The sequence below is a fragment of the Lentzea sp. NPDC058436 genome, from assembly GCF_042721515.1.
Classification (GTDB): Bacteria; Actinomycetota; Actinomycetes; order Mycobacteriales; family Pseudonocardiaceae; genus Lentzea.
Genome location: NZ_JBHXLF010000007.1, coordinates 275,302 through 296,953, shown reverse-complemented (window position 1 = coordinate 296,953; position 21,652 = coordinate 275,302). Strand labels below are relative to the sequence as shown.

The window sequence follows — 21,652 nt, the reverse complement described above, 5'->3', positions numbered from 1 at the left end:
GGGCGGCCACCCGGCCGAGCCCTTTGAGGAGGACTCGATGCGTGACCTCGCTTCGACTTTGCTGTCGTGGGACCGGTTCGCGGTCGCCTCGGTGGTGGCCGTGCGCGGCAGTGCGCCCCGCCCGGTCGGCGCCGCGATGGCCGTCGGACCCTCCGGCGAGGTGATCGGCAGCGTGTCCGGCGGCTGCGTGGAGGCCGAGGTGTACGACCTGGCGTGCCAGGTGCTGTCGACGTCGGTTCCCGCGCTGGCGTCCTTCGGCTACTCCGACGACACGGCGTTCGCCGTCGGCCTCACCTGCGGCGGCTCGCTGGACGTGCTGGTGCAGCGCGACTCCCCGCCGTTGCGCGCGGCTCTCTCGGCTTCTCTTGAAGGGCTTCCGCTCTCGGTGCGCTTCGAGGCCGAAGGCCGCGTCTTCACCGACTCGTGGCTGCCACCGCCACGCCTGCTGGTGTTCGGCGCCATCGACCACGCCGCCGCCGTGGCCGAGATCGGACGTTTCCTCGGCTACCACGTGACCGTGTGCGACGCACGCCCCGTTTTCGCGACTGCTGCAAGGTTTCCGGCGGCACACTCCGTCGTCGTCGACTGGCCGCACCGCTACCTCGCGTCCACTCCGACCGACCCGTCCACCGCCGTCGTGGTGCTCACGCACGACCCGAAGTTCGACGTCCCGGTCTTAGTCGAGGCCCTCTCCCGCCCGCTGGCGTTCGTCGGCGCGCTGGGCTCCCGCCGCACCCACGCCGAACGGCTCTCCCTGCTGCGCGCGGAGGGCGTCCCGGAAGCATCCCTTGCCCGCCTGCGTTCGCCCATCGGCCTCGACCTGGGCGGCCGCGGCGCCGCCGAGACCGCGGTGTCGATCGCCGCCGAACTCGTGGCCGTGCGCCACGACGGGTCCGGCCTGCCCCTGTCCACGCTGTCCTCCCCCATCCACCGAACCCTGGAGAGTCATGGCTCTGATCTTCCTCAACGGCGGCGGCATGCGGGGCGGACCGCTGCACTCGCAGCTCCAGGGCACGCCGATGGTGTGCCGGGCCCGCAGTGCGGCCAGGTACCGCTACTTCTCGGTGCGGGGGACGTTCCCCGCGATGCACGAGTCGGGCTCGGCCTCGGTGGCCGGTGAGCTCTACGACCTGCCGTTGAAGGTCCTGCGCGACCACCTGGTCCCCGCGGAACCCGCCGAGCTGGAGATCGGCGTCATCGAACTGGAGGACGGCAGCGCCGCCCTGGCCACCGTCCTGCGCGACGCGATGGTGGACCCGTTGCTCCAATCGGGTGACATCCAGGACATCTCGTATCTGGGCGACTGGCGGGAGTTCCTTCATCGCGAGGGGTGAGGGAAGTGGCATCGGGGGGTGCCACAGGCAAGGGGGAGTTGCCGCAGGCGGCGGGCCCGGTTCACGCCGGGCTCGCCGCGGGGGATCCTCACCGCCCGTCGAGGCGATGCGAGTGGCCGCCTCCGCCAGCTGGTCGCGGTGGGCCGGCCTCGGCAGGGCCGGTGCGCGCTCGCCGACTGGCTCCGGTCAGCGGCCACGAGCCAGCGGCCGCGCGCAGGCTCGACAGCCGACGCTCGTCAACGCACACCAGCCAGCGGCAAGCAGCCAGCGGCCACGAGCCGGCACCACGGCACTCCACTCCCGCCACCACCGCGCCGTTCCACCCGTCCCACCCGTTCCGTCCGCGTCCAGCCGCCCCAGCCCACCCGGATCACCGCCCGGTGCCCTTGAGCAGGCCGCGCTCGTACGCCACCGCGACGGCCGCCGCCCGGTCCGACACCCCGAGCTTCGCGTAGACGTGCAGCAGGTGCGTCTTCACCGTCGCCTCGCTGATGAACAGCGCCGCCGCGACCGCCCGGTTCGTCGTCCCCTTCGCCACCAGCGCGAGCACGTCGAGCTCCCGCGCCGACAACGGTTCCAGCGCGGGTTCCCGCACCTGGCCCAGCAACCGGGTCGCCACGGCGGGCGACAACACGGCCTCCCCCGCGTGCGCCGCCCGGATCGCGCGCTGGAGCTGGTCGCGCGGCGTGTCCTTCAGCAGGTAGCCGGTGGCGCCCGCCTTGATGGCCGGCAACACGTCGCGATCCGTGTCGTACGTGGTGAGCACCAGGACGCGGCACGGGTGGTCGCGCAGCCGTTCGATCGCGGACACGCCGTCCGAGCCGGGCATCCGCAGGTCCATCAGGACCACGTCCGGCGACACGGCCGTCACCACGGCGACCGCCTCGTCGCCCGACGCGGCCTCGCCCACGACCTCGAAGTCGCCGGCGGTGGACAGCATGCCGCGCAGGCCGTCGCGGACGACCGGGTGGTCGTCGACGATCACGAGGCGGATCACGCCCTCACCTCGCACGCGCCGAACCCACCACTCATGCGATCACTTCTCAGCACCACCGCCGCCTCTCCGCTCACGCGGGCACCCGCGCCGAGATCGCCGTTCCCGCACCAGGTTCCGACTCCACGAACAGCGCGCCCGACAACCGGTTCACCCTGTGCCGCATCGCGGGCAGCCCGAACCCGTCCGACGACCGAGCCAGGTCGAAGCCCACGCCGTCGTCGCGCACGTCCAGCGTCACCACGTCCTCCATGTAGGACAGCGTGAGGCCCACCCGCGACGCCGAGGCGTGCTTCGCCACGTTCGCCAGGGCTTCCTGGGCGGTGCGCAGCAACGCGACCTCGACCTCCGGGTGCATCTCGCGCACGGCACCGGTCAGCGTGACCGACACCGGAACGCCGTTGTGCCTCGACCAGCCCGAGGCCACGTCGTCGAGCGCCTCGTGCAGCGCCGCCGAGTCCAGGGCCGGTGGGCGCAGGGCGTGCACGGAGCGGCGGGCCTCTGCCAGGTTCTCGCGCGCCAGGTCGGTGGCCACGGCCACGCGGCGTTCCCAGTCCGAAGCGGACGCCGCGGACAGCTGCGTGATGATGCCCGCCAGGCCCTGGGCCAGGGTGTCGTGGATCTCGCCCGCCATGCGGTGGCGTTCGTCGTGCACGCCTGCCTCGTGCGCCTGCACGAGCAACTGGGCGTGGAGGCCCTCGTTCTCCTCCAGCAGGTCCTTGCGCATGCGGGACTGCTCGGTCGTCACGTGCCCGACGTACGTGAAGGTGCACGCCACCACCACGAACACCAGCAGCAGCAACCAGAACGCCGCCGGCGCGTCGGACGGGTAGCCGCCGAACAACGACAGCGTCGCGAGCCCCGCGGTCAGCGCGACCACGAAGAACATCCAGCGCCCGCGCAGCACCTCGCTCGCGTAGATGTAGACCGCGTACGACACCGCGCCGAACCAGTGCTCGCGCATGCCGAGCACGCCGTAGAACACCACCATGCCGGCGATGAACACGGCCATGAGCTCCGGGCGGCCGTGCCACGCGGGGTGCAGCGTGAACCACCACGTCATCCACACGAAGCCGAACGCCACGACGCCGTAGGTGAACCAGCGCTCCGGAGCCGACTGGGTCGTGAAGATCGAGTACAGCACCGTCGTCACGGTCAGCACGAAGTACGGGATCACGCGGGCGATCGAGACGAGCCTGCGCTCCCACCTGTCCAACGCGGCCATGTCCACGAGTCACTCCCAGCGGAACGTCCTGGCCGCGACGGTACCCGCCACGAGGCCCACCAGTCCCATGATCGCCAGATGCCTCCAGTCCGGCGCGGTGCCGAGCCACGCCTGTTGCAGCGCCTCCACTCCGGGAGGCGAGTACGAACCGATCGTCTGGATCGCCGTGGGCAGCATGAACCGCGGCAGGTACACGCCGCCGAAGAACATCAGCAGCATGAACACCACCGTCGCCCAGCCGCCGGCCGCCCGCGCGTTCGGGGCCAGGGCGGCGATCACCAGGCCCAACGCGAACGTGCCCGCGCCTCCCAGCACCACGGCACACGCCAGGCCGAGGGGGTGGTGAGGCAGGTCGACGCCGAAAACGACGTACCCCACGAGCATAAGGAGCAGCACCGACAAGATCACCGCGGCGAAGTTGACCACCATCTGCCCGGCCAGCAGTCGCGCCGGGTGCATGGGCGTCGTCGACAGCCGCCGCAGCACGCCCTTCTCCCGGTAGGACGCCACCACGGTCGGCACGCGCTGCAGTCCGATGAACGCCAGCGTGAACACGACCAGCGCCGACATGTAGCTGTCGATGAACCGCAGCCCGCCGAACTCCGCGGAGGGCTCCCGCAACGCCGGAATCGCCCCCAGCACCAGCAACAACAACGACGGGAACAGCACCGCGAACAACGAGTTCAGCCGGTCGCGGACGAACAGCCGCGCCTCGACCTCAATGATCCGCAACATCACGACCCCCGGTCAGCTCGACGTAGGCGTCGTCCAGCGAGACCTGGTCGACGCGGAGTTGGCGCGCCACGACCTGCCGCCGCGCGAGCAGGGAGGTCACCGCGTGCAGCAGGTTCTCCGACCCGCTGACCACGAGCTGCTCCCCCACTGACGACACGGACGTGACCTCGGGCAGCGCCTCCAGCAACGACACGTCCAGCGGCTCGGACGGCACGAACCGCACGCGCGTGGCACCGTCCACACGCGACACGAGAGCGGAAGGCGTGTCCAGCGCGACGATCCGCCCCTCGCGGAACACCGCGACCCGGTCGCAGAGCCGCTCCGCCTCCTCCATGAAGTGCGTGACCAGCAGGATCGTCACGCCGGCCGCCCGCACCTCCTCGATCACCGACCACGTGTCGCGCCGCGCCTGCGGGTCGAGTCCCGTCGTCAGTTCGTCGAGGATCGCGATCTTCGGTGACCCGACCAGCGCGAGCGCGATCGACAACCGCTGCTTCAGCCCGCCCGACAGCTGCGCGAACTCCGCCTTCAGGTGCGACGACAGCCCCAGTCGCGCTGACCAGTCGGCGGGCGACGGGTAGAACGACGAGAACAACGCGAGCGCCTCGCTGACCCGCATCCGCTCCGGCAGTTCCGAGGCCTGCAGCTGCACCCCGATCGACGCCCGCACGTCGGCAGGCGGCCTCCCCAGCACCGACACGCTCCCGGCGTCCGGCTTGCGCAGCCCCGACACGCACTCGACCGTCGTCGTCTTGCCGGCCCCGTTCGGCCCCAGCACGCCGAAGATCTCCCCCTCGGCGACCTCGAACGACACGGAGTCCACCGCCACGCGGGGCCCGTACCTCTTCCCGAGGTCGCGCACTTCGATGATTGCCATGCCTCCAGCGTCGGGGGCGGACGCGCGCGGATCATCGAACAACGGGTGCGACCAGGATCAACCGATCGGTTGATGCCGCTGGTCAGACCTCCAGCACGGCGGCACGCAGCGCGGCGGCCAGACGTGCCACGGGTTCCGGCACCGGTCCGGGCAGCCGTGCGAGCAGGACGCGCCGCTGCTCGGCCGGTCCTCCGCGCACGGGGAGGATCTTCACGCCGGGCGGCAGGACCTCCTGCAGCGACGTGGGAATCGTCGTGATGCCGAACCCCGCCTCGACCAGCCGCAGCTTCGCCAGCCAGTCGCGCGCGGTGTGCGCGACGACGGGTCGTTCGCCGAGCCCCGGCCACACTCCCATCACCCACGGGTCGCCCGGCCCGGAGATCCACCGCTGGCCCCTGAGGTCGGCCACGTCGATGTAGTCGTTGCGCGCCAACGGGTGCGTTGCCGGGACAGCCACGCGCAGACTGCGTTCCACGAGCGTGTCCACGTCGAGAGGAGGCGTCTCGTCGTCGGGCGCGCGGTACGGGGGTTCCGACGAGATCAACGCGACGTCCAACGTGCCCGCGCGCAGCGCGCGCACGAGTGCCGGTGTGCTCCCCTCACGCGTGACGACGGTGATCGACGGATGCGTGCGTCCCAGCGCCGTCAACGCACGGGGGATCAGCCACGCCCCGGCCGTCGCGAACCAGCCGAGCCGCACGGTGCTCACGTCGTCCGGCAGTCCCGCGAGCTCACGGGTGCCCGCGTCGATCTCGTCCACCACGACGGCCGCGCGCCGCAGCACGAGCCGCCCGGCGGACGTGAGCCGCACACCGTCGTGGCGCCGCTCCAGCAGCTCCGCGCCCGCAGCCCGTTCCAGGGCAGCGATCTGCCGCGACACGGCGGACTGCGTGTAGCCGAGCGCGGTCGCCGCCGCGGACAACGTGCCGCGCTCCGCCACCTCGCGGAACACCCGCAGGGCGACCAGGGACGCATCGGTGAAGGCCATGACGTCAACGCATACCTGAGTTGACAGATTCTCGCTACCCGCATACCTCCGGGCGGCCTAGCGTGGAGGACGTGATCAAAACGAAGTACGGGTTCAGCAGCACCGCCGCCCAGGTCGTCGAGGGCATCGACCTGACGGGCAAGCGCGTGGTCGTCACCGGCGCGTCCTCCGGGATCGGCGTCGAGACCGCAAGGGCGCTGGCCGGCGCGGGCGCCGAGGTGACCCTGGCCGTCCGCAACACCGCCGCGGGCGAGAAGACCGCGAAGGACATCGGCGGTGACGTCCGCGTCGCGGAACTGGACCTGACCGACCTCGCCTCCATCAACGCCTTCACACAGGCATGGGAAGGACCGCTGCACGTCCTGGTCGCCAACGCCGGTGTGATGGCCGTGCCGGAGAAGTACACCGAGCAGGGCTGGGAGTGGCAGTTCGCCACCAACCACCTCGGTCACTTCGCCCTGGCCACGGGCCTGCACCCGGCGCTCAGGGCCGCCGGCAACGCGCGCGTCGTCGTGCTGACCTCCACCGGCCACATGCTCTCGCCGGTCGTCTTCGACGACGTCAACTACGCGTTCCGCACGTACGACCCGTGGACCGCTTACGGCCAAAGCAAAACCGCGAACGTCCTGTTCGCCGTCGAGGCCACCCGCCGGTGGGCCGAGGACGGCATCACCGCGAACGCGGCCATGCCCGGCGCCATCTTCACGAACCTGTCGGCGCACCTCGACACCAGCAACGTCGACCTCAGCACGATCAAGACCCCGGAGCAGGGCGCGGCGACGTCGGTCCTGCTGGCGACGTCACCGCTGCTGGAAGGCGTCGGCGGCCGCTACTTCGACGACTGCAACGAAACTCCGACCGTCGACGGCCGCGCCGAGGCACCACCCCTGCACGGCGTCGCCCGCTACGCCGTCGACCCGGACAACGCCGCCCGCCTGTGGACGTACTCCGAGACCCTCCTGGCGAAGGCATGACGGTCGCTCTGGTCACCGGCGCCACGCAGGGCCTAGGTCTGGCCCTGGTCGAAGGACTCGCACAGCGCCTCGGGCCCACCGGCACCGTCTACCTCACGGGTAGGAACGCCGACAGGATCACCGCCGCCGTGCGGGCCGTCCCCGGCGGCGGCGCGGAGGTCCGCGGCGAACTGCTGGACGTCGCGGACCCCGGTTCCTCCGCCGCGCTGGCCGGGAAGATCCGCGAACGGCACGGCGGAATCGACGTGGTCTTCGGCAACGCCGTCATGCGCGTCGGCCCGGACGACGACCCGCGCACGATCATCGGCGCCTACACCGAGGTCAACAACTTCGGCACCACCAGGCTGCTCAGGGCGTTCGCGCCGCTGCTCAACGACAACGGCAGCCTGATCGTGGTCGCGAGCTCGCCCGGCACCCTCCGCCACCTCGCGCCGGCGCTGCACAGGCGGTTCACCGAACCGTCCACTCTGGACGAGCTGGACGCGCAGATCGTCCGCTGGCGCGACGCGGTGCGGGACGGCAGCGCGAGATCCGGTGCGTGGCCGGGTTTCGTGAACATCCCGTCGAAGATCGGTCAGGTCGCCGCCGTGCGGATCCTCGCGAACGAACGCCGCGAGAACGACCTGGCGCGAGGGATCCTGATCGCCGCGAGCTGCCCCGGAATGATCAACACGCCGACGTCCGCGCTGTGGTGGGACGTCAGCACCGCGCCGGCACCCGCGCAGGCCGCGACGGCGTTGCTGGACCTGGCCCTCGGCCCGCGCGACCCCGCGCACCACGGCGAACTCGTCCGCCACGGCGAGGTCGTGCCGTTCAGCTGATGGGCTTGTCCAGCCCGTGCACCACCTGGTCGAGCAGCGTCGCGATGACCGCCTCGTTGTGCTCGGTGCGCCCCGGCGTGATCATCCGCGACGTAGCCTCGACCATCGCGTGCACCAGCATCGCCCGCAACGCCGCGCGCTCCACCCCCGCCGTCCGGAACACCCCGACCAACGGCGCCAGCAGGCGTTCGTGCTCGGCCCGGATCTGCTCGCGCGACGAGTCCGGCAACGTGTGCGCGGACAAGGCGACCACCGCGCCGTGACTGCCGTCGGTGATGATCGCGAGCTCGGTGCGCAGGTACGCCTCGATCTTCTCCGGCACGGACGAGGCGTTGTTGACCGCGTCCTCCAGCTTGTCCGCCCACTCCGGCAGCGCGTCCGACACGATCGCGGCGACCAGTTCCTCACGCGAGCGGAAGTACTCGTAGAGGCTCGGCCGCGACAACCCGACGCGTCTCGCGAGCGACGCGAGCGTCAGCGCCTCCGCTCCCTCGGTCGCCACGATGTCCCGCCCGGCGTCCAGCAGGGCGCGCAAGCGGTTGGCGCGGTGCTCCGCGACGGTGTCTGCGCTGATCCTCGGCACATCGGGATCGTATCGCGCTTGATTTCCCGACGGGGAGTTGGAATAGTTCCCGACAGAGCGTCGGGATCAGGGAGGCCAGCATGTTCATCGCGACCAACCGGATGTTCGTGAACCCGGACATGTCCGAGGAGTTCGAGCGGTACTTCCGCGGCAACATGCGCACCCACCTGCCCGGAGTCCCCGGCCTGCTGCGCAGCACGCTGCTCAAGCCGACGCAGGACGACCAGCCGTACGTCTCGGTCAACGAGTTCGAGTCCGAGGACGCCTTCCGCGCGTGGGTCGCCTCCGACGCGTTCCGCGAGGCGCACAAGGGCCACCGCACGATCGCACGCCTCGTCACGGGCAACGAGCCCGAGCGGTTCACGCACGCCGAGGACCTGGTGCTGCCCCGGCAGCGCGTCGAGCAGTAGGGCTCAGAGCTCCGTCTGGAGCTTCTTCATCCGGTTGATCTCGTCGTCCTGGGTGGCGACCACGTCGTCGGCCATCTCCTCGACCTGGACGTTGACCCCGGCACCCCGCACGTCGGTCGCCATCTTGATCGCACCCTCGTGGTGCTTGATCATCAGCTCCAGGAACATCCGGTCGAAGTCCTTGCCGCGCGCGGCACCCAGTGCGTTCAGCTGGTCCTGCGTCGCCATGCCCGGCATCGACGAGTGGTCGCCGTGCGTGCCGATGGCGTTGAACGTCCGCTGCCACTGCTTCATGGCGCCGATCTCGGGCTCCTGGCTGTACCGGATGCGGTCGGCCAGGCCCTTCACCGTCTCGTTCTCCGCGCGCTCCGGGACGAACCGCGTCATCGCGAGCGCCTGCTCGTGGTGGGCGATCATCATCGCCACGTACTCGCGGTCGGCGTCGTTCGGCGGCGACTGGGTCACCCCGGTCACGTCGGAGAGCGCGACCGTCGGCGCGGAGCCGCCGGGAGTGTCCGGCGCGATGATCGGCGCGGCGGGAGGCTCCGACGTGCACCCGGCGAGCAACGCGGCCACCGCGACGATGGCCAGGACCCCAGAACGCATGCTTCGGACAATACAGTCCGCCACCCGATGATCCAGGCCGCGCGACCCGGCACACCGCGGGTGACGCCGCGAAACCGGACAATCACTCCATGTCGTCTGTCCAGCCTTTCAACTGTGGACAAAGAGTGAGGAACCCTCCGAAAGACGCTGGCCCTTAGCAAGGCGAAAGGGTCATACTCCCCTGCACCAACCCGTACCGAGGGGGTAAAGCTGTGACTTCACGCGCAACGGCCCGACGGCGCAGAGCGTCGTTCGCGGTGCTGGGGGCGCTCGCGCTGACGCTGTCGACGGTGACCGCGCCCGCGTACGCCGAGCCCGATCTCCCCGCCGACGGCAAGGGTCTGAGCGAAGCTCAGCTCGAGTCGCGCGCGGACGGGGCCACCGGTCTCCCCGGCGTCGACGAGATCAGCCGCAGCCGCAACATGGTCCCGGTCGCCCACCTGGACAAGCAGGCTCCGCTCAACTCGACGCAGACCGACATCGCGTTCCAGGACAACTACGCGTTCGTCGGCAACTACGACGGCTTCGTCATCTACGACATCCGCAACCCGAAGAAGCCGACGATCAAGAGCCAGGTCCTGTGCCCCGGCTCGCAGAACGACATCTCGGTGTACGGGAACCTGCTGTTCCTGTCGACCGACTCGTCGCGCAGCGACAACTCCTGCTCCAGCGTGTCCCAGGCCGCGACGATCAAGGAGTCGTGGGAGGGCATCAAGGTCTTCGACATCAGCGACAAGAGCGCGCCCCGCTACGTCGCCGCCGTCGAGACCGCCTGCGGTTCGCACACCCACACGATGGTGCCGAGCAAGAACAAGAAGGACGTGTACCTCTACGTCTCTTCCTACTCGCCCAACGCCACGTTCCCGGACTGCCAGCCGCCGCACGACAAGATCTCCATCGTCAAGGTGCCGGTGAAGAACCCGGCCGCGGCCTCGCTGCTCAAGGCCCCGGTCCTGTTCCCGGACGGCGGCAACGCCGGTACGCCCGGCACCATCGAGACCGGCTACACCTCGGCCACGTCCGGCTGCCACGACATCACCGTCTACCCGCAGCTCGACCTCGCGGCCGGCGCGTGCATGGGTGACGGCGTGCTGTGGGACATCTCCAACAGGGAGAACCTGAAGGAGATCCACCGGGTCCAGGACGACGCGCACTTCGCGTTCTGGCACTCCGCGACCTTCAACAACAGCGGCACCAAGGTCGTCTTCACCGACGAGCTCGGTGGCGGCGGCGCGGCGACGTGCAACGAGAAGATCGGCCCGAACCGCGGCGCCAACGGCATCTACGACATCGTGGGTCGCGGCGACAAGCGCAAGCTGGTCTTCAAGTCCTACTACAAGATCCCGCGCATGCAGACCGACTCGGAGAACTGCGTCGCGCACAACGGGTCGCTGATCCCGGTGCCCGGCAAGGACATCATGGTGCAGTCCTGGTACCAGGGCGGCATCTCGGTGTGGGACTTCACGAACTCGGCCAAGCCGCGTGAGATCGGCTTCTTCGAGCGCGGCCCGATGCCGAACCTCGGCAGTGGCGGCACCTGGTCGACCTACTGGTACAACGGCTACATCTACTCCTCGGAGATGGGCCGCGGCTTCGACGTCATCGACATGCGCGACCCGCGCACGTTCGTCGCGAAGCTGTTCCGCACGAACGAGCTGAACGTGCAGACCCAGGGCAACTTCTACCGCGGGTAGAGGTTTCCCACCCAGATCAGCGCGGCTGCCGGCGTTCGGCAGCCGCGCTGACTGCTGTCAGGACCAGGGTGACCGCCACACCGCCGAAGACCGCCCACACCGGGTTGCCGGCGTCCATCGCCCACGCGGCGACGACGGCCGTGAGCCCGTAGCCGGCGCCCGTCACGGCGTACATCATCGAGAACCCGGCGGCGTGCGCACCGACCGGAAGCCGTTCGCGCAACGCCAGGCTGCGCGTCACCAGCACCCCGGACTGGAACAACCCGGCGGCGAGCAACGCGCCCGCGATGCCCGGCAGGTTCGGGAACAACGCCAGCGCGCCCACGCAGGTAGAGGTGATCACGAGCAGCACCAGGCCCTGAGCGCGGAACGTCCCCGGCCACGGCCTCAGCCCGTACAGCACCGCGCCCAGCGCGCTGCAGGCCGCGAAACCCATGAGCAGCGGCCCGATCCAGCCGATCCCGATCCCCCGGTGCTCCAGCAACGCGGGCAGCACCAGTTCCGCGACCGCCAGCTGCGCCAGCGCCGCCGCGCTCACGAGGTAGATCGGCCACGCCGACGCGACGACACGAGGTTTCGCCGTGCCCGACCGGGACGTCACGTGCCCGCGCGGCAGGATGAACACCAGCCACGCCGCCACGACGACCAGGCTGACCGACACCACGACGGGCGCCCGGTGGTCGACGCTCAGCGCCAGCACCGTGACGAGCGCGGGCGCCACCGCCCACACCACCTGCGTGATCATGGCGTCGAAGCCCATCGCCTTGGGCACCAACGCGTCCGGTACCAGCCCGAGCAGCATCGCCCGCAGCCCGCCCGGTGTCGTCGACGGCCCAGCGCCCGCGACGAACGCGGCGATCGCCAGCACCGTCACGTTCTGCGTCAGCGCCAGCGTCGTGAACGCCGCCGCGCCGACGACGAGCCCGATCGACAGCTGCCCGCGCATCCGCGACGGGTCGAGGAAGAGCCCGAGCAGCGCGGCACCGAGGACCTCGCCCAGCACGTAGACGGCGACCAGCGACGCGGCCAGCACGTACCCGCCGGGCAGCCCGCGGGTCAGGAACACCATCATCAGCGGCGTCATCGACATGGGCAGCTTCGCGGCGACCGTCACCACGGCGCACGCCAGCACGTCCCGGTTCGCGAGGTCGCGGTACCCGGCAGCGGAGATCGTCATCTACTCGCCCAGCTCCTGGAACAACGTCAGCTGCAACCCGGCAGGCGCTTTCAACCGTGCGTTCAGCGAGTTCCACGGCGTGCGCGTCGGCTCCGCGACCACCTCTGCCCCGGCGGCTTCGAGCACGCGGGTGGTGCCCTCGGCGTCCGTCACCTCGAACGCCACCCTGATGTGCCCGGCGACGCGCCTGCCGACCTCGACGTCGTCGATGAACTCGGCGTGCGGCGGATCGGTGAGTTCCAGCGTCGCCCGCCCGGCCTCCAGGATCGTGACCCGCCCGCCGTCGGACGCGAACGCCGCCCGTTGCTCGAGCCCCAGCACGTCTCGGTAGAAACGCAGGGCTTCGTCGTAGTCGTCGGCGGTGACGACCAGGCGGAGTTCACGGACACCGGTCATGGCGACGATCATTTCACTCCTCGTGTCAGAACGAGGAGAAGACGCGAAAGTGCCTCACGCCTCGACGCGCTGCTCCTGCGTCTGGACCAGCCTCGTCGCGACGCAGAGCACCAGCGCGATCCCCGCCGTCACGTGGATCGGCGCCGGCCCGAACGTCGCCGCCAGCACCGCCACCGCCCCGGCGGGCAGCAGGTACTTGCGGATCCCGTCCTGCCCGGGGCAGTCCTGCACGTACCAGACGAACAGCAGGAACACGGCCAGCGGCACCGTCGTGAACGCGGCGACCGTCGTGCCCGGCGCGTGCGAGATGTGCAGGTCGTAGTCCACCGACGCCGCCAGACCGGCACCGAGCGCCGCGATCGAGCCGAGGATGAACAGGTGCGCGTAACCCCAGAGGAACGCCTTCTTCAGGTTGTGCAGGTGGGTGGGCGCCTCGAAGTAGATCCACCACACCGAGAACACGATCACCAGCGACGCGGCGGCGAGCGAGATCAGGTTGACGCCGCTGTCGAAGCCCTTCTGGAACGCGAGCGTCGCCGCGAGGATCGACTCGCCGAGCACGATCAGCGTGAACAGGCCGTGCCGCTCGGCGATGTGGTGCGGGTGCCACGTGGTGGCGCCGGAACGCTCCGCCCACGCCGGCACCAGCAGCTCACCGATCATGAACAGCACCCACAGCGGGATCTGCACCGCGGGCGGCGCGACCAGCACCCACAACACCCAGAGCACCTGCATGAACGCGATCCCACCGGCGTAGCGGCGCGTGCAGGCCCTGTGCGACGGGTTGTCCCGCGCGGCCCGCAGCCAGTGCGCGACCATGCCGAGCCGGATGACGACGTACCCGCCGACGACGATCCGGTAGTCCTGGTGCTCGAAGACGGCAGGGATGCCCGCCGCGACCACGAGCACACCGGCGATCTGGACCATCGTGATGACGCGGTACAGCGTGTCGTCGTTGTCGAACGCGCTGGCGAACCACGTGAAGTTCAGCCACGGCAGCCACAACGCGAAGAACGCCATGCAGAACGCCATCAGCCCGGAACCGGCGTGGTTCTCGGAGACGGCGTGGTGCAACGAGGCGGCGGCCTGGGCGACCGCCACCACGAAGCTCAGGTCGAACAACAGCTCCAACGGCGTCGCGACCCGGTGGGTCTCCGCCGTGTCGCGCGCGAGGAGCTTCCTGATCATCTGGCATCCTCCGAACGGTCGTTCTCCACCCTGCTGAATGGGTGCAAACGCGGGTTGCTAGTTTCTGGAAGATGAGCGGGGTGGTCAAGCGGGCGTTCAAGTACCGCTTCTACCCGACCGATGCCCAGGCCGAAGAGCTGACACGTACGTTCGGGTGCGTTCGCAAGGTCTACAACCTCGCTTTGCGAGCTCGGACGGAAGCGTGGGACGAACGCCGGGAACGGATTGGCTACGACGCCACGTCGGCGATGCTCACCGCCTGGAAGCAGACCGACGAACTGGCGTTCCTCAACGAGGTGTCGTCGGTGCCCCTGCAGCAGTCGCTTCGTCATCTGCAGGCGGCGTTTTCCGGTTTCTTCGCCAAGCGTGCGCGCTACCCCCGCTTCAAGTCGCGCAAGAAGTCCCACGCCAGCGCGGAGTACACGCGTTCGGCATTTCGCTGGCGCAACGGGGTACTGACGCTCGCAAAGATGCCAGAGCCACTGGACGTTCGCTGGTCCCGGCCGTTGCCGGCCGAAGCCATGCCCTCGACCGTGACGGTGTCCCGGGACTCGGCCGGACGCTGGTTCGTGTCTCTCCTGTGTGACGACTCGAGCGTGGGGCCGTTGCCCCTTCTCGATTCCGCGGTCGGCATCGATATCGGACTCGATCATCTGCTCGTTCTCTCGACCGGGGAGAAGTTCGCCAACCCGCGGCATGAACGGCGGGACCGATCCGCACAAGCCAAGGCTCAGAGATCCCTGTGCCGTAAGCAGAAAGGCAGTGCCAACCGAGCGAAGGCACGCATCAGGGTGGGACGCGTGTGCGCTCGGATCGCCGACCGTCGCACCGATCATCTGCACAAGATCACGACTCGGCTCGTGCGTGAGAACCAAACGCTCGTGATCGAAGACCTGTCCGTGTCCAACATGATCGGTAACCGCAGCCTCGCCCGCTCCATCAGCGATGCGGGCTGGCGGCAGTTCCGGCAGATGCTGGAGTACAAAGCAGCCTGGTACGGCAGAACCGTGATCGTGATCGATCGCTGGTTCCCGTCGTCCAAGCTGTGTTCGGCCTGCGGCGCACTCGCTGCGGAAATGCCGTTGAACGTCCGCACGTGGACATGTTCCTGCGGGGCAGTTCACGACCGTGACGTGAACGCGGCGCGCAACATCCTGGCCGCCGGGCTGGCGGTAACGGCCTGTGGAGCCGACGTGAGACCTCAACGGTGCACTCCGGGCGGGCGGTCGGCGACGAAACAGGAAATCCCGCAGCGCGAGCCGCGGGAATCCCTCGTCGACGTGGGAGAGGTCAACCCGGCACCACCATGATTCGTGACTCGCTGAGGTCGAGCGCAACCCGCGTGCCCGGCTGGTACGCGGAGGCGGTGTTGGAGGGCTGGTCGATCCGCAGCACCTGTTCCCCCACCCTCACCGAGATCCGCGTGACCGGCCCGAGGAACGACTGGGTCAGCACGTCGCCCACGATCTTGCCACCGGACTCGCCGTCGTGCGCGGAGACACCGATGTCCTCCGGACGCACGATCAGGCGGACGTCGCTGCCGGACGGCTGGTCGTGCCCCACCGGCAGGGTCACGCCGTTCACCACCACCGTCTGGCCCTCGGCCTTGGCCTCGACCGAGTTCGTGACGCCGACGAACTGCGCCACGAACGCCGTCTTCGGCTCGCGGTAGACGACGGACGGGGTGTCGAGCTGCTCCAGACGGCCGTGCGACATCACGCCGACGCGGTCGGAGACGGCGAGCGCCTCCTCCTGGTCGTGCGTGACGAACAGCGTCGTCATGCCGAGCTCCGTCTGGATGCGCCGGATCTCGTCGCGCAGGTTCACGCGCACCTTGGCGTCCAGCGCGGACAGCGGCTCGTCCAGCAGCAGCACGCGCGGCTGGATCGCCAACGCCCGTGCCAGCGCGATGCGTTGCTGCTGCCCGCCCGACATCTGGTGCGGGTACCGGCCGCCCAGGTGCGCGAGGCCGACCAGCTCCAGCAGTTCGCCGGCCTTCTTGGAGTCGGCCTTGCGCATCTTCAGGCCGAACGCGACGTTCTGCGCCGCGGTCATGTTCGGGAAGAGGCTGTAGGCCTGGAAGACCATGCCCATGTCCCGCTTGTTCGCGGGAACGCGAGTGATGTCCTTGCCGCCCACGGTGACCGTGCCCGAGTCGGACGTCTCGAAGCCCGCGACGATGCGCAGCGCCGTCGTCTTGCCGCAGCCCGACGGGCCGAGCAGCGACACCAGTTCGCCCTCGGCCAGTTCCAGGTCAAGACCGTCCAGCGCGGTGTTGTCGCCGAACGTCTTGCGCAGGCCCTTGAGTTCCAGGTGACCCATCTTCACTCCTCGACCACGGTCTGACGGCGCCGCTGGCCGACATAAGAAAGTGCGAACAGAAGGACGAACGCGAAGAGCAGGCACAGCAACGACACCGCGATGGACACACCCGCGTTGCGCTTGCCGAGGAGGTTGACCTGCACCTGGAGCGTGTCGAAGTTGAGCAGCGACGCGATGGTGAACTCGCCGAGCACCAAGGCCACGCTCAACAGCGAAGCGCCGATCAGCGCCACGCGGATGTTCGGCACGACGATCTTCCACAGCACCGCGACCCACGAGGCGCCGAGGCTGCGTGCCGCTTCGGCCAGCGTCTTCAGGTCGATGGCGGTGAGGCCGGCGTCGATCGCGCGGTAGGCGAACGGCAGCACGAGGATCGTGTACGCGAACGTCAGCGTCAGCGCCGAGTTGCCGAAGAAGTAGTTGACCCACGCGTACAACGGCGCCATGCCGACCACGAGCACGATCGCGGGGATCGCGAGCGGCAGCAGGCACAGGAACTCGACGAGCCGTTGCAGCTGGGGAAGCCTGAGCCGGATCCACGCCATCGTCGGCACGAGCAGCACCAGCATCAGCACCGCGGACGTGACCGACAGCAGCAGCGAGTTGACGAGGGCTTCCATCAGGCCGTCGTCGTCGACGATGGACGTCCACGACTCCAGGCTGCGCGTGCCTTCCCTGCCCCGCGTGGAGAACTCCGCCATCGCGATCAGCGGCAGGACGAAGTAGACGCCCAGGACCAGCAGGATGATCGTGCGCAGGACGCGCTGCTTCACTAGCGAACCCACTTGGCCACCCTCTTCTGCAGCAGCACGTTCACGCCCATCGCGATGCTGACCACGATCACCATGCCGAGGCCGAGCGCCTTGCCGAGGTTCTCCTGGCCCAGCACGACCTCGCCGGTGAGGAACCCGCGGATCTGCAGCGGCACGATCGGGCTGCCCTGCGAGACGAGGGCGGCGGCCGTGGCGTACGCGCTGAAGGCGTTGGCGAACAACAGGAGCAGCGCGCCGAGGAACGGCGGTGTCAGGATCGGGCCGCCGACGTGGCGCCAGTAGGTCCAGCTCGTGCCGCCCAGCGACGCGTTCGCCTCACGCCACTGCGGACGCAGACCGTCCAGTGCGGGCAGGAACACGATGACCATCAGCGGGATCTGGAAGAACGTGTAGACGAGCGTCAGGCCGGGCAGGTCGAACAGCCACGCGCTGCCGGCGAACAGGTCGATGCCAACGTTGTCACGCAGGAACTTGGTGACAAGACCTTCGAAGCCGACCGTGGCGAGGAACGCGAACGCCAGCGGCACGCCACCGAACTGGGCGAGCACACCGCTGCCCGCGACGACGACCCGGCGCAGCATCCCGTCGGGGTTGCCGACCGCGATCGCCCACGTGAGCAGCGCGCCGAAGATCGCGCCGATGACGGCCGTGAGCGCGGAGAGCTCGATGCTGCGCACGAACGCGTCGAAGACGACACCCGTGAACAACGTCGTGAGGTTGTCGAGCGTGAAGGCGCCGTTCGAGTCCTGGAAGGCACCGAACAGCACGAGCACCGTGGGGTAGACGAGGAAGGTGCCGACGAACGCCAGGAACGGCACCGCGACGAGCCAGGCGGCCGCAGATGGCCGACCGGCGGCCCCACCCTTCTTCGGGGTGGAGCCGCCGGGCGTCGTCGCTACGGGAGCGACCGCGGTCATCCGATGGCCTGGGCCCAGGTCGCGGTCAGGACGGCCTTGGCCTTGTCGGCCTGGGCCTGCGTCTGGAACACCTGCTTGCCGTCGGTCTTCGGCAGCTTCTCCTTCGCCGCCTTGTCCGCCTTGTCACCCATCTTGTCCAGGCGCACCGGGCGGGACATGCCCTTCAGGTAGAGGTTCTGGCCCTCGTCGGAGTAGAGGAACTCCTGCCACAGGCGCGCGGCCGCGGGGTGCGGCGCGTCCTTGCTGATGGCCTGGTTGTAGTAGCCGCCGATCTGGGCCTCGGCCGGGACGACGACCTTCCAGTCGAGCTTGCCCTTGAGCTTGTCGGTCTGGGCGGCGTTGGTGTAGTCCCAGTCGATGACGACCGGCGTCTGGCCGGACTCGATCGTCGCGGGCGACGGGTCGACCGGCTGGAAGTTGCCGGCTGCCTTGAGCTGCTTGAAGAACTCGACACCGGGCGCGATGTCGTCGGCGGAACCACCGTTGCCCAGCGCCGCCATCACGACACCGGAGAACGCGGCACCGGCCTGCGTCGGGTCGCCGTTCAGCGCGACCTTGCCCTTGTACTCGGGCTTGAGCAGGTCCTTCACGCTCGTCGGCGCCGGCACCTTCGCGGCGTCGTAGCCGATCGACATGAAGCCGCCGTAGTCACCGTAGTACGCGCCGTCCGCGTCCTTGAGCTCTGCGGCGATGTCGTCCCAGGTGCTGACCTTGTAGGGGGCGAACAGGTCCTTGTTGGCGAGCGCCACGTTGAGCCCGAGGTCGAACACGTCGGGCGCGCGGTCGTTGCCCTTGAGCTGCTTGGCGGCGTTGATCTCCTCCTGGCTGCTCGCGTCGGGCTGCGCGGAGTCGACCTTGATGCCGTACTTGGCCTCGAAGGCCTTGATGATCTCGCCGTAGTTGGCCCAGTCCGGGGGCAGCGCGATGACGTTGAGCTTGCCCTCCTTCTTGGCTGCCTCGACCAGCTTGTCCATGCCGCCGAACTCGCTCGCGGACTTCGCGGTCCCGGCGGCACCGGCCGGCGTCTCCTTGGCGGGCGGGGCGCCACAAGCGGCCATCGCCAGCACCAACGCGCCGACACCAATCATCTTCGTGGTGACGTTCCCTCGCTTCAGCACCAGCGGAGGATTGGCTCGGGATGCTTTCGTTGTCAAGCCAGCCGCGCCGGTTGAGACCTTCTCGACTCCAACCGTGAATTCTTGGCGCACTACGGGTTGCGGCTGAATGCTTTCCGAGCTTCGTCCAGGTGATGCGCCCCGATCCCGGTGGCGGGATCGACGTGGATCAGTGCGGTGGTCAGGTGCCGTCGCTTGTGGACGAACGCGTCCCGGCGCGCGGGGTGCAGCCCGAAGTCGTCGTCGAACCAGACCAGGGGGCGTTCGTAGGCGTAGCGCGCCACGGCCGGGTACTTCGGCCGCCTTGTGCGACGGCAGGCCGGAGACGCTTCAATCGCGGTGTTCGCCCGATACAGCCACGTCATGATCCACACGAGCTCATTGCCGCCGCCATCCTCGGGACGTCTCAATTGGTGACCGCCTCCCCGAGCGAACGCATCTGGTCGAAAACGCGCGCCCCTGTTCGTATGGACGGCATGTTCACCGACGAAGAGATCGCCTACCTGCGCGAACAGCCCCTCTGCCGCCTCGCCACGGTCAACGAGGACGGCCAGCCGGACGTGGTACCGCTCGCCTTCGAGTTCGACGGCACCCACCTCTGGGTCGGCGGCGCCGGCGACCAGGTCAGGGACACCCGCAAGTTCCGCAACATCACCGCCGGCCGCCGCAAGGTCTCGCTCGTGGTCGACGACCTGGTCTCGTTCACCCCGTTCACAGCGAGGGCCGTCCGCGTCTACGGCACGGCGGACGACCCGGTCGAACGCACAGGACTGGTCGGCCCCGGTGTCTACTGCCGGATCACGCCCGCGAGGGTCTGGGCGTGGAACATGGCAGGGGAACCGGTGGGCGAGACCTGGTACGAGCCCCGCCGCTCATGACGCCCGGCGCACCGAGCAGGCCGCCGCGCCACCCCACCGCACCCCGTACAGCAGCCCCGGCAGCAGCCGCCGGAACCGCAGGTGGACCTCCCCCGCCCGGTCCACGGGCTGCGGCATCCCGCTCGGCTCGGTCTCGGACCGCTGCACCATGACCCCGTCGAACGCCCGCACGAACCGCTTGCGGTCGTGCTCGAACCGCACGCGCAGGTCGAACACCTCGCACGGCCGTTCGGGCACGTGCAGCACGCACGGCCGCATGGCGTCGCGGTGCGAGATGCGGTAGCGGACCGCGAAGTCGAGCGTGTCGCCGCGCACCAGCGGCTCGGCCGGTACCAGCCGGAAGCCGGGCCGGTCCAGGTTGCCCCGGTCCTGCAGCGTGCCGCCGTAGAGCAGGTGCGCGTCCACGTCGCGGCGGTGCACGGGGAACGCGGCGGCGAAGTCGAACGAGACCACGCCGTCCTGGTTCGCGACGACCTGGTAGCGCTCCAGCACCTCCGGCTGCTCCTGGTCGAGCGTCACCGACACGGCCAGCTCCGCGGTGTGCCAGCCGCCGGCGTCGCGGCGCGTGGTGGTCGCGGCGAGGTCGGCCAGCTGCTCCACCGCCTCGTCGACCCGGCGGCGCACGGTGCGGGCGTCGCGGTCGATCGTCGCCGCCAGCCAGGCGACCCGCTCCTGGTAGAGCGGGTGCCGGACGTCGGAGATCAGCCCGAACGCCACCCGCGCCGCGAGGTGCAGGTCCTCCGGGAGCTGCTCGACCAGCTCGGTCAGCCTGGTGACCAGCTTCTGCTTCGCGGTGACGAGGCCGTCGGCGCTCGTGATCCCGCACGCCGCGGCCAGCGCGGGGCCGATCTTGTCCACGATCCGTCCCGCGTGCACCCCCCGTCCCTTCCGCAGGGTCTTCAGCTCCTGGACCAGGCTCGACGTCGTCATCCCGCTCTCCTCACCGTGCTCGTTCACGTGCGGCGGAAGCAGGTTCCGTCGGGAGTGTGGACGAGAAGTGGACACACCGTGGATCGGTCACACGTGGTCCGGTCGCAGCACCGTCCGTGCCACCGACGAGGCGAGTGCTATGCCCAGCCGGACGCCGTCGCCACCGAGGAAGACCCGCGAGCTGCCGATGCGGTCGAGCGCGCGCTGGTCGACGGCCCCCAGCCCGAACGCGATCATCTCCGGGCACGAGGTCGTGGCGTTGAGGCGTTCCAGCGCGGCGGGCCAGGCCGGGTCGGTGGCCCTGCCGTCCGAGACGAAGAACAGCACCGGCCGGCGCACCCGCATCCGCTGTTCCTTCAAACTCCGCACGTCGCGCTCGATGACGCCGCGCAGCAGACGGAAAGCGGAACCGAAATCGGAGCCCGATTCCTGGCGGGGGCGAATCACCTCGACCGGATCGAGCGCGGGCGCCAATGGCCGCACCACCAGCGGCCGGTCCGCGAAAACGACCACGCAGAGGCGGATCTGGGCGCCTGAGCCCCGTTCCGCGTGCACCACGCCGCGGAACTCGCGCATCCCGGCGTTGACCTCGTCGATGTGGCCGGCCATCGAGAAGGACACGTCGCACACCACGTAGCACGGCAACACATCAGGGTCCATGACGTGCACCGTTACCGGATCGCGTTGATCAAACGTGGACAAAAAGCTGATTCGG

24 protein-coding genes and 1 pseudogene are annotated in these 21,652 nt (G+C 69.5%); 8 read left to right on the top strand and 17 right to left on the bottom strand.

What is annotated here, in order from left to right:
• Positions 1–37: 37 nt before the first annotated feature.
• Entirely contained in the window at positions 38–1,120 is a 1,083-nt protein-coding gene (locus tag ACFWN2_RS26545; RefSeq protein WP_382431739.1) for an XdhC family protein, read from the top strand.
• A pseudogene (locus ACFWN2_RS26540) lies at positions 1,017–1,334 on the top strand (gamma-glutamylcyclotransferase); the annotation flags it as partial. The gene ACFWN2_RS26545 and the pseudogene ACFWN2_RS26540, both read left to right, overlap by 104 nt.
• Before the next feature lie 370 nt (positions 1,335–1,704).
• On the opposite strand, the gene ACFWN2_RS26535 reads toward ACFWN2_RS26540, so the two are convergent.
• The 5 genes from ACFWN2_RS26535 to ACFWN2_RS26515 form a co-directional block, all read right to left on the bottom strand.
• Positions 1,705–2,331, bottom strand: coding sequence for a response regulator (locus ACFWN2_RS26535; protein ID WP_382431737.1), 627 nt, complete (start codon positions 2,329–2,331; stop codon positions 1,705–1,707).
• A 70-nt stretch (positions 2,332–2,401) separates the two neighbouring features.
• Positions 2,402–3,553, bottom strand: a complete 1,152-nt coding sequence (locus ACFWN2_RS26530; protein ID WP_382431788.1) for a sensor histidine kinase — start codon at positions 3,551–3,553, stop codon at positions 2,402–2,404.
• A 9-nt stretch (positions 3,554–3,562) separates the two neighbouring features.
• Positions 3,563–4,288, bottom strand: a complete 726-nt coding sequence (locus tag ACFWN2_RS26525) for an ABC transporter permease (RefSeq protein ID WP_382431735.1) — start codon at positions 4,286–4,288, stop codon at positions 3,563–3,565.
• The gene (locus ACFWN2_RS26520) at positions 4,272–5,165 is read right to left on the bottom strand and encodes an ABC transporter ATP-binding protein (RefSeq protein ID WP_382431733.1); all 894 of its coding nucleotides are present in this window, start codon (positions 5,163–5,165) and stop codon (positions 4,272–4,274) included. The genes ACFWN2_RS26525 and ACFWN2_RS26520 overlap by 17 nt, the downstream gene beginning before the upstream one ends.
• 82 nt (positions 5,166–5,247) lie before the next feature.
• Positions 5,248–6,153 carry a LysR family transcriptional regulator gene (locus ACFWN2_RS26515; protein ID WP_382431731.1) on the bottom strand — a complete coding sequence of 302 codons (906 nt, stop codon included), beginning with the start codon at positions 6,151–6,153 and terminating at the stop codon, positions 5,248–5,250.
• 71 nt (positions 6,154–6,224) lie between these two features.
• Between ACFWN2_RS26515 and ACFWN2_RS26510 the strand changes: the two genes are divergently transcribed.
• Complete coding sequence (locus ACFWN2_RS26510; RefSeq protein WP_382431729.1) at positions 6,225–7,127, top strand: SDR family NAD(P)-dependent oxidoreductase; 903 nt, start codon at positions 6,225–6,227, stop codon at positions 7,125–7,127.
• Positions 7,124–7,948: an SDR family NAD(P)-dependent oxidoreductase gene (locus ACFWN2_RS26505; protein ID WP_382431727.1), complete on the top strand. Its 825-nt coding sequence runs from the start codon at positions 7,124–7,126 to the stop codon at positions 7,946–7,948. Before ACFWN2_RS26510 ends, ACFWN2_RS26505 begins: the two co-directional genes overlap by 4 nt.
• Here ACFWN2_RS26505 and ACFWN2_RS26500 read toward each other — a convergent pair.
• The gene (locus ACFWN2_RS26500; protein WP_382431725.1) at positions 7,941–8,531 is read right to left on the bottom strand and encodes a TetR/AcrR family transcriptional regulator; all 591 of its coding nucleotides are present in this window, start codon (positions 8,529–8,531) and stop codon (positions 7,941–7,943) included. The two genes, ACFWN2_RS26505 and ACFWN2_RS26500, sit on opposite strands and share 8 nt — an antisense overlap.
• Positions 8,532–8,611: 80 nt before the next feature.
• Here ACFWN2_RS26500 and ACFWN2_RS26495 point away from each other — a divergent pair, with 80 nt between their 5' ends.
• Positions 8,612–8,941 carry an antibiotic biosynthesis monooxygenase family protein gene (locus tag ACFWN2_RS26495; RefSeq protein WP_382431723.1) on the top strand — a complete coding sequence of 110 codons (330 nt, stop codon included), beginning with the start codon at positions 8,612–8,614 and terminating at the stop codon, positions 8,939–8,941.
• 3 nt (positions 8,942–8,944) lie between these two features.
• Here ACFWN2_RS26495 and ACFWN2_RS26490 read toward each other — a convergent pair whose 3' ends face one another.
• Positions 8,945–9,547, bottom strand: a complete 603-nt coding sequence (locus ACFWN2_RS26490; RefSeq protein ID WP_382431721.1) for a DUF305 domain-containing protein — start codon at positions 9,545–9,547, stop codon at positions 8,945–8,947.
• Between the two features lie 212 nt (positions 9,548–9,759).
• On the opposite strand from ACFWN2_RS26490, the gene ACFWN2_RS26485 reads away from it, so the two are divergent.
• The gene (locus ACFWN2_RS26485) at positions 9,760–11,241 is read left to right on the top strand and encodes an LVIVD repeat-containing protein (protein ID WP_382431719.1); all 1,482 of its coding nucleotides are present in this window, start codon (positions 9,760–9,762) and stop codon (positions 11,239–11,241) included.
• 16 nt (positions 11,242–11,257) lie between these two features.
• Here the strand turns inward: ACFWN2_RS26485 and ACFWN2_RS26480 are convergent, their stop codons facing one another.
• Genes ACFWN2_RS26480 through ACFWN2_RS26470 form a run of 3 tightly spaced genes read right to left on the bottom strand, consistent with a single transcriptional unit; the run spans position 11,258 to position 14,002 of the window.
• On the bottom strand, positions 11,258–12,418 hold the full coding sequence (locus ACFWN2_RS26480; RefSeq protein ID WP_382431717.1) for an MFS transporter: 1,161 nt from the start codon (positions 12,416–12,418) through the stop codon (positions 11,258–11,260).
• Complete coding sequence (locus ACFWN2_RS26475) at positions 12,419–12,814, bottom strand: VOC family protein (protein ID WP_382431715.1); 396 nt, start codon at positions 12,812–12,814, stop codon at positions 12,419–12,421.
• 54 nt (positions 12,815–12,868) lie between these two features.
• Positions 12,869–14,002: a low temperature requirement protein A gene (locus ACFWN2_RS26470; RefSeq protein ID WP_382431713.1), complete on the bottom strand. Its 1,134-nt coding sequence runs from the start codon at positions 14,000–14,002 to the stop codon at positions 12,869–12,871.
• Positions 14,003–14,073: 71 nt separating this feature from the next.
• Here ACFWN2_RS26470 and ACFWN2_RS26465 point away from each other — a divergent pair, with 71 nt between their 5' ends.
• Entirely contained in the window at positions 14,074–15,312 is a 1,239-nt protein-coding gene (locus tag ACFWN2_RS26465; protein ID WP_382431711.1) for an RNA-guided endonuclease InsQ/TnpB family protein, read from the top strand.
• Here ACFWN2_RS26465 and ACFWN2_RS26460 read toward each other — a convergent pair.
• The 5 genes from ACFWN2_RS26460 to ACFWN2_RS26440 form a co-directional block, all read right to left on the bottom strand.
• Complete coding sequence (locus ACFWN2_RS26460) at positions 15,293–16,324, bottom strand: ABC transporter ATP-binding protein (protein ID WP_382431709.1); 1,032 nt, start codon at positions 16,322–16,324, stop codon at positions 15,293–15,295. The two genes, ACFWN2_RS26465 and ACFWN2_RS26460, sit on opposite strands and share 20 nt — an antisense overlap.
• A 2-nt stretch (positions 16,325–16,326) precedes the next feature.
• Complete coding sequence (locus ACFWN2_RS26455) at positions 16,327–17,109, bottom strand: ABC transporter permease (RefSeq protein ID WP_382431707.1); 783 nt, start codon at positions 17,107–17,109, stop codon at positions 16,327–16,329.
• Positions 17,097–18,014, bottom strand: coding sequence for an ABC transporter permease (locus ACFWN2_RS26450; RefSeq protein ID WP_382431705.1), 918 nt, complete (start codon positions 18,012–18,014; stop codon positions 17,097–17,099). The genes ACFWN2_RS26455 and ACFWN2_RS26450 overlap by 13 nt, the downstream gene beginning before the upstream one ends.
• Positions 18,011–19,132, bottom strand: coding sequence for an ABC transporter substrate-binding protein (locus tag ACFWN2_RS26445; protein WP_382431703.1), 1,122 nt, complete (start codon positions 19,130–19,132; stop codon positions 18,011–18,013). The genes ACFWN2_RS26450 and ACFWN2_RS26445 overlap by 4 nt, the downstream gene beginning before the upstream one ends.
• Before the next feature lie 89 nt (positions 19,133–19,221).
• Positions 19,222–19,539, bottom strand: coding sequence for a hypothetical protein (locus tag ACFWN2_RS26440; RefSeq protein ID WP_382431701.1), 318 nt, complete (start codon positions 19,537–19,539; stop codon positions 19,222–19,224).
• 66 nt (positions 19,540–19,605) lie between these two features.
• On the opposite strand from ACFWN2_RS26440, the gene ACFWN2_RS26435 reads away from it, so the two are divergent.
• The gene (locus ACFWN2_RS26435) at positions 19,606–20,007 is read left to right on the top strand and encodes a PPOX class F420-dependent oxidoreductase (protein ID WP_382431699.1); all 402 of its coding nucleotides are present in this window, start codon (positions 19,606–19,608) and stop codon (positions 20,005–20,007) included.
• Here the strand turns inward: ACFWN2_RS26435 and ACFWN2_RS26430 are convergent.
• On the bottom strand, positions 20,002–20,937 hold the full coding sequence (locus ACFWN2_RS26430) for a hypothetical protein (protein ID WP_382431697.1): 936 nt from the start codon (positions 20,935–20,937) through the stop codon (positions 20,002–20,004). The two genes, ACFWN2_RS26435 and ACFWN2_RS26430, sit on opposite strands and share 6 nt — an antisense overlap.
• Positions 20,938–21,024: 87 nt before the next feature.
• Positions 21,025–21,597, bottom strand: a complete 573-nt coding sequence (locus ACFWN2_RS26425) for a hypothetical protein (RefSeq protein WP_382431695.1) — start codon at positions 21,595–21,597, stop codon at positions 21,025–21,027.
• Positions 21,598–21,652 lie beyond the last annotated feature (55 nt).

Coding starts and splice junctions, on each gene's coding strand:
- ACFWN2_RS26545 (WP_382431739.1), top strand. CDS start 38: ATGCGTGACCTCGCTTCGACTTTGCTGTCGTGGGACCGGTTCGCGGTC.
- ACFWN2_RS26530 (WP_382431788.1), bottom strand. CDS start 3,553: ATGGCCGCGTTGGACAGGTGGGAGCGCAGGCTCGTCTCGATCGCCCGC.
- ACFWN2_RS26525 (WP_382431735.1), bottom strand. CDS start 4,288: ATGTTGCGGATCATTGAGGTCGAGGCGCGGCTGTTCGTCCGCGACCGG.
- ACFWN2_RS26520 (WP_382431733.1), bottom strand. CDS start 5,165: ATGGCAATCATCGAAGTGCGCGACCTCGGGAAGAGGTACGGGCCCCGC.
- ACFWN2_RS26515 (WP_382431731.1), bottom strand. CDS start 6,153: ATGGCCTTCACCGATGCGTCCCTGGTCGCCCTGCGGGTGTTCCGCGAG.
- ACFWN2_RS26505 (WP_382431727.1), top strand. CDS start 7,124: ATGACGGTCGCTCTGGTCACCGGCGCCACGCAGGGCCTAGGTCTGGCC.
- ACFWN2_RS26495 (WP_382431723.1), top strand. CDS start 8,612: ATGTTCATCGCGACCAACCGGATGTTCGTGAACCCGGACATGTCCGAG.
- ACFWN2_RS26490 (WP_382431721.1), bottom strand. CDS start 9,547: ATGCGTTCTGGGGTCCTGGCCATCGTCGCGGTGGCCGCGTTGCTCGCC.
- ACFWN2_RS26480 (WP_382431717.1), bottom strand. CDS start 12,418: ATGACGATCTCCGCTGCCGGGTACCGCGACCTCGCGAACCGGGACGTG.
- ACFWN2_RS26475 (WP_382431715.1), bottom strand. CDS start 12,814: ATGACCGGTGTCCGTGAACTCCGCCTGGTCGTCACCGCCGACGACTAC.
- ACFWN2_RS26470 (WP_382431713.1), bottom strand. CDS start 14,002: ATGATCAGGAAGCTCCTCGCGCGCGACACGGCGGAGACCCACCGGGTC.
- ACFWN2_RS26465 (WP_382431711.1), top strand. CDS start 14,074: ATGAGCGGGGTGGTCAAGCGGGCGTTCAAGTACCGCTTCTACCCGACC.
- ACFWN2_RS26460 (WP_382431709.1), bottom strand. CDS start 16,324: ATGGGTCACCTGGAACTCAAGGGCCTGCGCAAGACGTTCGGCGACAAC.
- ACFWN2_RS26450 (WP_382431705.1), bottom strand. CDS start 18,014: ATGACCGCGGTCGCTCCCGTAGCGACGACGCCCGGCGGCTCCACCCCG.
- ACFWN2_RS26435 (WP_382431699.1), top strand. CDS start 19,606: ATGTTCACCGACGAAGAGATCGCCTACCTGCGCGAACAGCCCCTCTGC.
- ACFWN2_RS26430 (WP_382431697.1), bottom strand. CDS start 20,937: ATGACGACGTCGAGCCTGGTCCAGGAGCTGAAGACCCTGCGGAAGGGA.
- ACFWN2_RS26425 (WP_382431695.1), bottom strand. CDS start 21,597: ATGGACCCTGATGTGTTGCCGTGCTACGTGGTGTGCGACGTGTCCTTC.